This window comes from Sulfurospirillum sp. 1612, from assembly GCF_036556685.1.
Lineage (GTDB): Bacteria > Campylobacterota > Campylobacteria > Campylobacterales > Sulfurospirillaceae > JAADIZ01.
The window spans coordinates 253,457-266,122 of the sequence record NZ_CP140614.1 but is presented as its reverse complement, the minus strand read 5'-3'; the positions used below and the strand labels follow the sequence as shown (position 1 = coordinate 266,122).

Annotated in this window: 12 protein-coding genes; all 12 read right to left on the bottom strand. The window is 38.8% G+C overall.

Features of this window, described 5'->3' with window-relative positions:
* Nucleotides 1–18: 18 nt before the first annotated feature.
* The 12 genes from SFB89_RS01350 to SFB89_RS01295 all read right to left on the bottom strand — a co-directional run bounded on the left by SFB89_RS01350 (nt 19) and on the right by SFB89_RS01295 (nt 12,661).
* Complete coding sequence (locus SFB89_RS01350) at nt 19–654, bottom strand: LysE family translocator (RefSeq protein ID WP_331775157.1); 636 nt, start codon at nt 652–654, stop codon at nt 19–21.
* A gap of 28 nt (nt 655–682) precedes the next feature.
* Entirely contained in the window at nt 683–1,723 is a 1,041-nt protein-coding gene (locus SFB89_RS01345) for a threonine aldolase family protein (RefSeq protein WP_331775156.1), read from the bottom strand.
* A gap of 63 nt (nt 1,724–1,786) precedes the next feature.
* Nucleotides 1,787–3,274: an NADH-quinone oxidoreductase subunit NuoN gene (gene nuoN, locus SFB89_RS01340; RefSeq protein WP_331775155.1), complete on the bottom strand. Its 1,488-nt coding sequence runs from the start codon at nt 3,272–3,274 to the stop codon at nt 1,787–1,789.
* Nucleotides 3,274–4,800: an NADH-quinone oxidoreductase subunit M gene (locus SFB89_RS01335; RefSeq protein ID WP_331775154.1), complete on the bottom strand. Its 1,527-nt coding sequence runs from the start codon at nt 4,798–4,800 to the stop codon at nt 3,274–3,276. Before SFB89_RS01335 ends, nuoN begins: the two co-directional genes overlap by 1 nt.
* A 9-nt stretch (nt 4,801–4,809) precedes the next feature.
* The gene (gene nuoL, locus SFB89_RS01330) at nt 4,810–6,666 is read right to left on the bottom strand and encodes an NADH-quinone oxidoreductase subunit L (RefSeq protein WP_331775153.1); all 1,857 of its coding nucleotides are present in this window, start codon (nt 6,664–6,666) and stop codon (nt 4,810–4,812) included.
* 2 nt (nt 6,667–6,668) lie between these two features.
* Nucleotides 6,669–6,971 (bottom strand): NADH-quinone oxidoreductase subunit NuoK, encoded by a 303-nt coding sequence (gene nuoK, locus SFB89_RS01325; protein WP_331775152.1) that lies wholly within the window; start codon nt 6,969–6,971, stop codon nt 6,669–6,671.
* Nucleotides 6,968–7,510: an NADH-quinone oxidoreductase subunit J gene (locus SFB89_RS01320; RefSeq protein WP_331775151.1), complete on the bottom strand. Its 543-nt coding sequence runs from the start codon at nt 7,508–7,510 to the stop codon at nt 6,968–6,970. Before SFB89_RS01320 ends, nuoK begins: the two co-directional genes overlap by 4 nt.
* Before the next feature lie 7 nt (nt 7,511–7,517).
* On the bottom strand, nt 7,518–8,132 hold the full coding sequence (nuoI, locus tag SFB89_RS01315) for an NADH-quinone oxidoreductase subunit NuoI (RefSeq protein WP_331775150.1): 615 nt from the start codon (nt 8,130–8,132) through the stop codon (nt 7,518–7,520).
* A gap of 9 nt (nt 8,133–8,141) precedes the next feature.
* Entirely contained in the window at nt 8,142–9,134 is a 993-nt protein-coding gene (gene nuoH / locus SFB89_RS01310; protein ID WP_331775149.1) for an NADH-quinone oxidoreductase subunit NuoH, read from the bottom strand.
* Complete coding sequence (locus SFB89_RS01305; protein ID WP_331775148.1) at nt 9,131–11,602, bottom strand: NADH-quinone oxidoreductase subunit G; 2,472 nt, start codon at nt 11,600–11,602, stop codon at nt 9,131–9,133. Before SFB89_RS01305 ends, nuoH begins: the two co-directional genes overlap by 4 nt.
* Nucleotides 11,602–12,426, bottom strand: coding sequence for a hypothetical protein (locus SFB89_RS01300; RefSeq protein ID WP_331775147.1), 825 nt, complete (start codon nt 12,424–12,426; stop codon nt 11,602–11,604). Before SFB89_RS01300 ends, SFB89_RS01305 begins: the two co-directional genes overlap by 1 nt.
* Nucleotide 12,427: 1 nt before the next feature.
* Nucleotides 12,428–12,661, bottom strand: a complete 234-nt coding sequence (locus tag SFB89_RS01295; protein ID WP_331775146.1) for an NADH-ubiquinone oxidoreductase subunit E family protein — start codon at nt 12,659–12,661, stop codon at nt 12,428–12,430.
* Between the last annotated feature and the right edge of the window lie 5 nt (nt 12,662–12,666).

Genomic DNA, 12,666 nt, shown 5'->3' with positions numbered 1-12,666 from the left:
GCTATTATAGCATATTATCTAATCAAATATCAGCCAAATTCCAACACCACACATCAGGCATCCTGCAATCTTATTCATCCCTTTGACATTGTCCTTTTTTTGTAGAAATTTTTTGAGTCCACTGCCCCCGCTTGCATAAATCATAAGGCAGGTAAATTCCAGACACAAGATAATACTCAACAGTATCATGATTTGAGGAAGGATGGGGTGATTGTTGTTGATAAAAGGGGGCAGTAGTGAAATAAAAAAGGCCCAACCTTTGGGATTTGCAATCGCAGTGATAAAACCTTGAAATGCTAAATTTTTATTGCTAAGATGAGAAAATTGTGACGCCCCACACTCTGATAATGCCAATTTTCCTTTGCTTTTAAGCATCATGATACCAATATAAATCAGATACAGACCGCCGATGGTCTTAAGCATCACAAAAACTTCAGGATAACGCAACATAATCGCAGAAGCCCCAATCACCGAAGAGAGTGCGACAATAGCAACACCAACAAGTTCACCTGCCATCATCGCCAGTGTCCGTTTGAGACCAATACTCATCCCCAAACTCATCGCCAAAGTCATACACATTCCCGGAGTCAAAGAGACCAAGAAAAATGTGGGGATAAATACAGTCAAAACTGACAGACTGATAATGGCGCTCATGATACTTTTTTCAATACAATTTGATGTATTAGTGTTGACTGGCTAAGGTGATATCATGAATCAGTTTGTCCACGCGTTTTTGTGTACTGCTCCATGAAAAAACAAATCGATTTGAAACGCCGATAAATCCGTAAAATTCCCAGCCTTTTTTACGCAGTTCTACTTCGATTTCTGGTTTTAATTTCAAAAAAACTTCATTGGCATCACAAGGAAACATCAAATTAACCCCATGCAAATCTTCCACTTTACTGACAAAATATTGTGCCATTTCATTGGCGTGACGTGCATTTTTGAGCCAAACGTCTTCTTCTAAAAGACCCAACCATTGCGCTGCAATAAATCGCATCTTAGATGCCAATTGACCTGCTTGCTTGACCCGATATTCAAAATCTTCGGCTAACTCTTTTTTAAAAAATACGACCGCTTCACCAAATGCCATACCATTTTTCGTCCCACCAAAACTGAGTACATCGACTCCTGCCTTCCAGGTGACTTCACTCGGATGGCACTTTAGTGACGCCACGGCATTGGCAAATCTTGCCCCATCCATATGAATTTTGAGGTCATGTTTTTTGGCAATCTTTTTGATGGCTTTAATCTCATCTATGGTGTAAACCACACCGACTTCATTGGATTGGGTTAGGCTGATTACTTTGGGTTTAGGATAGTGTATGTCTTCACGTTTTGTGATTAACTCCTCAATCGCAGCAGGAATGAGTTTGCCATTTTCACCTTTGGCTAAGAGTAATTTTGAACCATTGGAGGCAAAAGCAAATGCGCCACACTCATCGGTTTCAATATGTGCCAACTCATGACAAATCACACTGTGATACGATTGACACATGTGCGCCAAAGATAAGGCATTGGCCGATGTACCATTAAAGACAAAGAAAACTTCACAATCACACTCAAAGATTTCTCGAATTTTATCAGTAGCCATTTTGGTATAAATATCTTCACCATAAGCCCGAATAGAGCCATCATTTGCTTTTTTGATTGCATGTAATACTTCAGGAGAGATTCCTGAATAATTATCACTGGCATATTGTTCTTCATTTTTTATTTTCACGTCATTGCCTTGCTGAGATTTATTATCATGAGATAAAAAACAAGGGAATACTTCCCCTGTTTTTTATATAGAACTGGTTCCAATAAGACGGGTAATCAAGTTTAAAATCGGCTCAACAAAAAGTGATGCAGTGATGGTGAAGATAATCGTCGCCCCCACAATCAATTTCAAAGAGACCGTCATATTCGCTTCATAAATATTACCATCTTCAGTGATGGGTTCTTTTAAGAACATATAGACCATCAGTTTCATATAGTAATATACCGCAATCGCACTATTGATTACCATAATGACAGCCAAGCCCTCATGGCCACTATTGACAACCGTACCTAACACATATAATTTACCCCAAAAGACTGAAAAGGGAGGCATCCCCGCGAGCGTAAACATAAAAAGCCCAAAAATCGTCGCCATCATAGGTGCCACTTTAGCCATACCGGAGAATTTTACAAAGGGATGTTGGTATCTTGAATCCCAAAGATTTCTTTTGTGTCGAGCAATCCAAAGCATCGTAAAGGCACCCATATTGGTAAACATAAAGAGAATCCAATATAAGAATATAGCAGAATAGGCTTGGGTATTTCCTACCATGATGGCAGTCAACACAAAACCTGCATGCGCAATCGAACTAAAGGCAAGCATTCTTTTGACATCTTCTTGCACTAATGCGGTAATATTGGCAAGTGTCATGGTGATGACTGAGACTAAAATCAAGATATTTTCAACCCACATAATATGGTGTGCTAAAAAGATATCAAAAAATCTCACCGCAACCACAAGTCCTGCGATTTTTGGAACAACGGCGATATAACCCGCAAGTGGCGCCGAACTTCCTTCATAAACATCAGGCAACCATGTATGTACCGGTACAATGGAGAGTTTAAACCCAAGTGCAATAAGCATAAAGGATACTCCCGCCAAAATCAACAAGCCTGGAGAAAAAGAGTTGGCTACTAATACTTTCGATATTGTTGAGAGTTCGATACTTCCTGTTAACGTATAAAAAATCAACGATGCCATGGCAAAAAATCCACTCGCAAGTGCTCCCATCGTGAAGTATTTAATCGCCGCCTCAAATGCTTTATCTCGGTTGTGCATCGCAATCAACGCATACAATGAGAGACTGGCTGTCTCTAAGCCTAAAAATATCAAAATCAGATTATCACTGGCTACCATAAATTGGAATCCGACAATCATGAATAAAAATATGGCATAGTATTCTGCTTTTTTGAACTCTTTAAACGGTTTATTACTCAAAACGGTCAAAATAAAGAGTGCCGAGGTAATCAAAATAATTCCCTGCCCTAAGACCGAGATTCCATCTACTAACAAGACATTAAAAAATCCTCGATCTGGCCCTTTAATACTAATCAACGCCGTAAAATCCAAGAAGAGGAATAACAACGTAAATGCCACATAAAAACTTTTTGTTAAATTCTTTGTAAAAATATCAATACAGATGATACACAATGCCCCAAAAGCTAAAACCGCCATAGGAATGAGCAAGTCCATATTTAAACTTGATAGGCTAATTGAGATAGGCTCTAACATTATTTTGTACCTCCTGTGCTATTCACTCGAATCAGGAACTCTTTGGTCTTTGGCAATAAAGCTTTGTGTTCCATCAATACAATCATTTTCTTGACACTCATATCGATATCATGTAAGATTGGTTTTGGATAAATACCCAATACCACGACCAATGCAACCAAAGGAATCAGTGCCACATACTCTTTTTTATCCAAATCTTTTAACTTTCTATTTTCCTCATGAGTGACTTCACCAAAAAATGATCTTTTAAATAAAACCAACATATAAACAGCACCTAGGATGATACCCGTTCCTGCCAATAATGTCATCAACCAACTGACTTTATAAAATCCAAGAAGGGATAAAAATTCTCCGACAAATCCAATCGTCAAAGGAAGTCCAACTGCACCAAATAATACAATACCAAAGATGGTTGCATAACGCGGCATGACTGTCGCAAGACCACCAAATTCACTCATCATCTTCGTATGACGTCGATCATAAATGACACCCACGAGCAAGAAGAGTGCCCCACTCACGATTCCGTGACTCAACATCAAAAATATCGCTCCGGTAATACCTTCTGCATTGAGGGCAAAAATACCTAAGATGATAATCCCCATATGAGAGATTGAACTGTAAGCAATCACCTGTTTCATATCTTCTTGTGCATATGCCACCATCGCCGCATAAATCACCATGATAATCGCGATAATCGCAATCGGATATAAGAAATACAATGACGCATCAGGGAAAAGTGGCAACGAGAATCTAACAAATGCATACGTTCCCATTTTCAACATCACCGCGGCCAATAAAACAGAACCGATGGTTGGCGCTTGTCCGTGAGCATAAGGCAACCACGTATGGAATGGAAACATAGGAACCTTGACAGCAAATGCCAAGAAAAATGCACCAAAAAGCCACAATTGCGTGTGAAAAGGCAAGACTAACAAATGCCAATCAGGAACAGAAAAGCTCCAAGTACCAGTAGCTAAGTAGTATTGGTATCCTAAATACAAAATCCCTACTAGCATCAAAGCAGACCCAGCAAAGGTATATAAAAAGAATTTAATCGCGGCATAAATGCGCTGTCCACTTCCCCATGCGCCGATGATATAGAGCATCGGAATGAGGGAGAGTTCCCAAAAGATATAAAAGAGTATCATATCTAAACTCAAAAATACACCCACAAGTGTCATCTCTAAAAACAACACGGTAATGATGAGATTTTTGATATCTTTGGTGATACTCAATCCAATCAAAGCGACCAAAGTCATGAACGTACTAAGGACAACTAAAAAGAGGGAGATACCATCGACACCCATATAGTAATTAATACCAAATTGTGAGATTAACGGAAAGTATTCAACAAATTGATAGCCTGCATTACTTGAGTCAAAACCAATCCACAAAATAACGGTCAATAAAAACTCAATGACGGCCACGGAAATTCCAAATACTTTAATACTCTCTTTATTGACAAAGAAACCAAACAAACCGGCGACAAAAGGAAAAAAGACAATTAAGGTTAATATATGTTCCATCACGCCCCCCTACATCATCGGTCTATAAAATATGGCAAGTGCCAACAAGGTTACAATACCCACAGCCATCCATCGTAACATATCCGATAAATTACCGCTTTGCATTTTCCTACTTTTTGAGCCCATCTTGTAAAGCGTCCTTGCAATCAAGTCAACCGTAAAATCAATAATCTTAACATCAATCTTCTGCCATGCCAATTTCGACAGCATATAATAGGGTTTCAAGATTGCTACCTCATAAAACTTCGGAATGTAATATTGATTTATGAGTAGCTTATAAAGAGGTAATGCCTCTACTTCTTTGCTAAAACCGCCTCTTTTATATTTGTAAATCGCAAACAAAACGCCTCCTATTGCCATCACTGAAGTTGCTAAAATCAATATTGATTCAACACTGTGTGTCATGTGCAATTCATATTTTGATAAAATCTTTGTTGTAAATTCTTCAAATGATTTTTCGAAAAAACCGGCAATCACAGAAAGAATACCAAGTGGCAACAACGCCCATAAAACAAAAGGATACGTTTCATGAGGATGAAAACCCAACTTTTCATGTACTTTTTCACCAAAAAATACCAACATAATCAATCTAAAGCTATAAAATGCCGTCATACCCGCACCGATAAAGAGTGCCAACCATAAGAAATAAGCATGTTCATTAAAAGCCGCAGCCAAAATCATATCTTTACTAAAGAATCCTGCAAATGGATAGATACCACAAAGTGCTACTGAGGCGACACTCATCAAAATCGCAGTATATTTCATACTAGAAAAAAGACCACCCATTTTCTTAATATCCAACTCATCATCCATCGCATGCATCACATTTCCTGCACCCAAGAATAGCAATGATTTGAAAAAAGCGTGCGTCATCAAGTGAAAGAGTGCAATCCAATAAGCCCCTAAACCTGCAGCCACAAACATGTAACCAAGTTGCGAAAGGGTGGAATAGGCAATGATACGCTTCAAATCCCGATTGACCAGCGCCATAGACGCTGCAAAGACGGCTACAAATGCACCCAAACTGGCGATGATATAACCCACTTCTGGCACTAAAATAAAAAGCTGACTGGCTCTCACGATAAGATATACCCCTGCGGTTACCATAGTCGCCGCGTGAATCAGAGCTGAAACCGGAGTCGGGCCTTCCATCGCATCGGCAAGCCATGTATGAAATGGAAATTGTGCTGATTTACCCATCGCACCGACGAATAAAAGCAAAGCAATCGTAGTCACAACACTGGGGTTAATATCTGCAATTCCTGAGAAAACCACACTATAACGAAATGAGCCAAATTGCCAATAAATCAAGAAAAGTCCCATCAACATACCAAGGTCCGCAATACGGTTCATGATAAAGGCTTCATTGGCCGCCCAAGAGGCGCTGTGTTTTTTGTACCAAAATCCAATCAACATCCAAGAACAAAGACCAACACCTTCCCATCCGATGAACAATCCTGCGAAGTTATCACTCATGACCAAAATCAACATCGAGAAAACAAAGGCGGAGATGTAGGTAAAGAATCTATTATATCCTTCATCGTGCATCATGTACCCCATGGAATAGACATTGACAACGGTGGATACCAAGGTCACAGTCACCATCATGACAACAGAGACATTATCTACGGTAAATCCAAAAGGTAATACAAGATTTCCTGCACTAATCCAATCCATCATGGTAACATGTAGCAATAATCCATCATGCACTGCAAACATCAGGGTCAAGGATGAAACAAAAGAGATTAATAACAGAGCTGAAGTCATCAATCCTGTAATAACGTTTTTCTTCTGAGCTGTAAAAAAAGCACTAAAGAGTGACCCAACAAGTGGAGCAAACAGTGCGACGTATAAGTATTTTTCCATCATTACCCTTTCATGATATGTAAGCTATCAAGATCAATGGTACCACTTCTTTTATACCAAAGTACCAACAACCCAAGTCCCACAGCGACTTCACTTGCTGCTATCGCAATGATAAAAAATGCAAATATTTGCCCGCTAAGGTCACCATAATAGCGTGATACAGCCGCAAATCCTACATTGACAGCATTTAACATGATTTCTGTAGAAAAAAACAACATGAGTAGATTTTTTCTTCTTAAAATCCCCACAACACCCAATGAAAATAAAATGCCACTCAATACGAGATAATGCGTTAGTGTTATCATTTTTCACCCCTTGCTACTTCTAAATTCGTCGGAGTTTCGTCCATTTTAACTTTTACCAAAACAATACCGGCAATCATCGCAACAAGCAACATAATCGCAGCGAGTTCAAATGGAACCAGATATTTTGTAAACAAAATGAGACCAATCATTTTGATATTGCTCACCCCTTCAATCGTCGGATAAAATGATTCTATTTTTAATGAATAAATAGGTGCTAAGAAAACAAAAATGGTAAAAATTGCAGAAAGCATGGAGAGGGTATAGATAATCTTTTTGTATTTGATATTTTCTTTTACATCCACTTTGGTATCGAAAAACATCATACCAAACGCATACACGGCCATAACGGCGCCAGTATATACCACAATCTGCACCACACCTAAAAACTCAGCATTAAGTAAAAAGAAAAATCCAGAGATAAAAATCATACCTCCAGCTAATGCACTCAATGCATACAGAGCATTTTTACTAAAGACAACGATGCCAAACATCCCTATCACTAAAATCGAAAACATATAAAACGCTATTGCTTCAAACATATCTACCTCAATACGCTAATGGAGTTTTTTTGACAAATTCATCAGCATTTTTACTTAATGCACCAAATCCCGGGAACTCTTTTTGTTTTTTTGCTCTAAAACTATCAAGCGGTGTTAGCATGTCCTCTTTGAGTCCAAAACTTGCCCGTTGTTCACTTGCATACTCATAATCATCACCATGTACAATCGCAAGCTCAGGACAAACCTCAGCACAATATCCACAAAAGATACAACGACCAAAGTTGATACTGTATTGGGTGACCTCTTTACGACTTTTTTCATCAATATGAGTGTCCATTCTGATACAATTTGAGATACAAATCTTCTCACATAATCCGCAACCGATACAACGTTCACTTCCACTTTCAAACAATCGTAATAATTTATGAACTGCTCGGTATCTTGGGCTCATTTCAAGTTTTTCCATTGGATATTGAACCGTATGAATGTTGAATTTAAACATTTCTCTCAGCACAATCCAAAGCCCTACAAAAAGTTCGCCTTTTACGGCACGATTTAGAACTCTTTGAAATCGTTCCCAACCTGTTTCTGGTTTTGCTTCCCCTTCATAATAAATATAGCCAGGAGTCGCATTTCTATTTTTAAAGCCTCTTAATTCCATATTCTACTCCTAAACCAAAATGATACCGGTAATTAATATGTTCAAAAGCGCCAATGGCATCAACACTTTCCAACATACCCACATAAGCTGATCGGGTCTAATATGTGGCCATGCAGCTCTTACCCATAAAAATAAAAATATCCAAAATGAAACTTTCAATAGCATCATCAAAGCCCCTGGTATAATCCAAAGTGGGTTATAACCTCCCATAAAGATAATACTAACCAAAGCCGATATGGTAATCATATTGGCATATTCACCGATAAAAAACAAGCCCCATCTCATGCCCGAATACTCAGTAGCATAACCGGAGACAATTTCAGCTTCAAACTCTACTAAATCAAATGGCGTTCTATTGGTCTCTGCAAATCCTGCAATGGCAAAAAGTAAAAATGCAAGCGGTTGCTTCCATACCAACCAATTGGCAATGCCTCCGATTTGATAATCATTGATATCAATCAAGGACAAAGATCCAATCATCATGATAGGAGCCAAGATAGAGAGTCCGCTCACCACTTCAAAACTCAAAAGTTGTACCACCGCACGCGCACCACCAAGAAGTGACCATTTATTGGCACTACTCAGTCCCGCTAACAAAGGACCATACATCCCAACTGATGCTGCTCCCATGATAAAAAGTAAGCCCACATTGATATCAGATACAATGGGATGTACGGTATATCCAAATACCGTAAACTCAGGGAAATAAGGCACCGCAGCAATGGCAACAAATGCCGATACTACCCCGACTAAAGGCGCCAAAATAAAGATTGGTTTCACAACATTTTGCGGGATAATATCCTCTTTTGTAAAGAGTTTAATACCATCTGCTACTAATTGCAATAAACCATAAGGACCCACATGCATCGGCCCAAGACGTCGTTGCATAAAAGCCAAAACTTTACGTTCAATAAATGTAGCAAATGCACCCATAGCCGCAACAACGGCTAATGCAATCACTGCTTTTACTATTGTTTCTATTATTAAGGCTGTTTCATTCATTTTTCCGCACCTTTTATCGTTACTTTTGAAAACCTATAACCATCCGCAAAAAACGGCATCACATCTAACTTCGTATCAAATGTCGGCAGATAAGGGATGAGTCCTTTTATCTGATGGTCTAACTTTGTTGCTACGATGAGTTTCACATCACCATTAGTGATGAGTACCATCGACCCTGATTTGAGATCGTGTTGTTCTAAAAATTCACTCGATACATATAAAGCACCCGCTTCATTAAGTTGGTGCGCTTTATTGGTAAAAGGACTAAACTGCATGACAGGATTCGCAAGATAAATCACCGTACTTGATTCAAAATCCACTGCTTCAATAGGTGCTATGGTTTCTGCTGTGACTTCGCAATCTTCCTCAGCTAACAAATAGCCTCTATTTTCATAACCTGAATTATCAAACTCATTTGGCAGGTCATCAAATTCTGCACTTTGGTATAAAGGAATCGTGCCGAGTTCTTTTGTATAATCAATCGTATATTTGGCTCTCATTCCTAAAGCGTTGGCAATATCATTGAGACAATAGCCTTTAAAAGGTACGGCTACATTGGTTGGGACAACCCGTTTGTTCATTGAAGTGAAAGTGCCTTCTTGCTGATTCAGTGCTGGCATATCCAAATCTCCATTGCCCAATGCACTGAGAGTGACATCACCTTTTACATTGTAGCCAAGAACTTGTTTGCCTTTTTCTTCATCTAAATCACAAATCAAAGAGACACCCAAAGTGTTGGTTTTAGATGGAATCAGCAGCACTTCAAAAGGGGTGATACGCTGAATCAATCCCAGCAACTTTGAGAGGTTTGAAGATTGTGGATGATTGTATAAATCTTCTCCAGCGACTAAAGAAAAACGATCTTTTTTGGCTAATAATTTTTCTAATTTGTCTGTAAAATCTGCCTCCATACCAATGTGATCTAACAGTGTATTGTGTATCACTTCGATCTCTTTTTCAACATTTTTGCTGATGGTTTTTACGACTTCTTTCTCTTCACCGCTCTCTTCATCTTTGACACGTTCACTGACTTGTTCTTTCACCACTTCGGTAATCGTTTTTGTCTGTTTTTGGTGAAATTGTTCTAAATAGGTGATGATGTCTTGTGGTAATTTCTCTTTATCGGCAAATAGATCTAAAATCAAGTATAAAATACTCTCTTCTACGCCAACTTTATGGTTAACACTCATGAAATTTTTAGAATATCCCTCAACCACGCTGTCTGGAATCGGATGAAAATAAATGCCGGCACCTTTGTTCATCGTCAAGGCATTGTTAATAGCATACCCCACATTAGGGTTATCGGTTTTAAATGCGGATCCCACACTAATGATGAAATTACTGCTTCGGATTTTATTGAGATCAGCGCCATACAAGCTCTTGCCACTCATAGCCCTAAATCCTTCTAAGAACTTTTTATAAGAGAGGGCATCTTCATTGATAAGTTTATATCCAAATTTTTCTTTCAATCGTTGCAATATTAATGCTTCTTCATTCGTGATAAAACTATCAAAGGCAATCGTATCGGCCTCTTGCAAAAAGGCTACGGCTTTGGCAAATGCTTTTTCATCTTTGCCAGTGGCATCATTTTGGAAGTCATATCCATATCGAATACCTCCATGTAATGGTGCAAAATTAAAATCACTATTGACACGATAAATTTTGGGGTTAGGGTCTTTGATACTACTATGTTTCACATCATAATACATCAAGGAGCAATCACTACTGTGTGGATTAGAAGCTGGTATTTTTGTGAGTTCCCAGGCATTGGATTTATATTGGAAATCACTTCCCACAAGCGCACCCACCGGACACACTGCAGTACACTCACCACAATTGGTACAATCCAAACTCTCCGCCCCACTTGCGATTCCAATTAGCGATTTTTGAAGTTTGTTCCACATCGCATAAGTATCTTTTGGAGTGCTCTCTTTCCACTCTTTATCTAGCACTGCTCCCCCGCGTGGTACGGTTTTAAGAGCAGCATCCCCAATCATATCCTTACAAACAGTGACACAGCGCTCACAAACGATACACAAAGAAGAGTCATAATGAATAAAGCCCCAATCATGTGTCGGCCTGCTCGTATCCGCGATGGCAAAATGCTGTGAATCCACACCCATCTCAAGGGTATAGTTTTGCAATTCACACTCACCACTTTGATCACATACCCCACACTCAAGTGGATGGTTGAGATCATACACACGCATAATCGCCTTGCGTTCAGTTTCAATCTCTTCATTTTTCGTCGTCACGTTCATACCGTCTTTGGCTTTGGCATTACAGGAATAAGCACGTTTACCATCAATTTCCACTAGGCATAAACGACACGCTAAAGTAGGAGAACAATTTGTCAGATAACACATTGCCGGGATGAAGATATTGTTTCTTCTGGCGATTTGGAGTACATATTCACCCTCTTTTGCTGCACATTTTATTCCATCAATCGTTATTGTAATATCACTCATTAATTTTCTCGCTTAATAATTTTTGCTATCTTATAGTAATACGATCCATCGCTATTAGCATTTGGCATTAATGCGACAGTGCCTTTTAGTCCATTATCCAATAAAAATCGTCTTGAATATTCTCCGCTATCGGTGATTACAAAGACTTCTTGATTATCCGTAATCTTTGCTGCTCTCATGAATTGTTCCGAACCTATAAGGTATTCTTCTTCTTCATGATCGATACTCGGACACGCATAAACAACACACCCATCGAAGCTATGCAATTCTCCAATATCATCAATAATCACATCATCATTATCATTCACGGCAATCTCATCTGCTTGTGCGTATAGCTTGAATCTGCCATATTTCACAAGAAGGCTGATTAATTTGGCTAAATTCTGGTTTTTTGGATGATTATAAAAATCATATCCAATGACCAAAATAGGATCTTGTGCCTGTTCATAGAGATGGAAGATTTCTTCGATCTCTTCTTCACCAAAATTAGATTCGGCACTCAAATATCCTGAATCTAATGCTTCAAAAAATGTTTCTGCACGCGTATCAAGGTCTTGATGAGAGAGAAACTCTTTTGCCAAAATCGCCAAAACACCCTCTTCACTACCCGCCTCATAACGGCTTTGAATACGGGCGATATTTGCCATCTTGCTGTCTTCAATCACGCTAAGATGTACGACATTTTTTTTATCTTTGAGCTTGTTGAAGAGTTCAGGGTCTCGTGATGGCATCATCCCTATCATGAGCAAAAAATCACCCTCTAAATTGTTGATGATTTTATCTTGGTCTTTAATCTTCAAAAGCGACATAAAATGTTCTTTCAAATTAGGCCCCTGTCTTTTTTTTGACAACCAGAGTCCAATCAGCTTCATTGAATTTTAGTGAATTCATCAGTTCATGACCCGCCTCTTTGATGACATCCGCACTTTTTTGTATCGGTGAAAAATCTCCGATTTCAAACATAAAGATGGAGACTTCACCCTCTTTGGTTGTCTCTATTATCTCCAACATTCTGTCATAAAAGTTATCACCCAAATGTCTTAAATCATATCGTTGCATCGTCT

Excerpts from the sequence above, each read along its gene's own strand:
- nuoH (WP_331775149.1), bottom strand. The coding sequence starts at position 9,134 with ATGAATGAAACAGCCTTAATAATAGAAACAATAGTAAAAGCAGTGATT.
- nuoL (WP_331775153.1), bottom strand. The coding sequence starts at position 6,666 with ATGGAAAAATACTTATACGTCGCACTGTTTGCTCCACTTGTTGGGTCA.
- SFB89_RS01320 (WP_331775151.1), bottom strand. The coding sequence starts at position 7,510 with ATGTTTGAAGCAATAGCGTTTTATATGTTTTCGATTTTAGTGATAGGG.
- SFB89_RS01350 (WP_331775157.1), bottom strand. The coding sequence starts at position 654 with ATGAGCGCCATTATCAGTCTGTCAGTTTTGACTGTATTTATCCCCACA.
- SFB89_RS01305 (WP_331775148.1), bottom strand. The coding sequence starts at position 11,602 with ATGAGTGATATTACAATAACGATTGATGGAATAAAATGTGCAGCAAAA.
- SFB89_RS01335 (WP_331775154.1), bottom strand. The coding sequence starts at position 4,800 with ATGGAACATATATTAACCTTAATTGTCTTTTTTCCTTTTGTCGCCGGT.
- SFB89_RS01295 (WP_331775146.1), bottom strand. The coding sequence starts at position 12,661 with ATGCAACGATATGATTTAAGACATTTGGGTGATAACTTTTATGACAGA.
- nuoI (WP_331775150.1), bottom strand. The coding sequence starts at position 8,132 with ATGGAATTAAGAGGCTTTAAAAATAGAAATGCGACTCCTGGCTATATT.
- nuoK (WP_331775152.1), bottom strand. The coding sequence starts at position 6,971 with ATGATAACACTAACGCATTATCTCGTATTGAGTGGCATTTTATTTTCA.
- nuoN (WP_331775155.1), bottom strand. The coding sequence starts at position 3,274 with ATGTTAGAGCCTATCTCAATTAGCCTATCAAGTTTAAATATGGACTTG.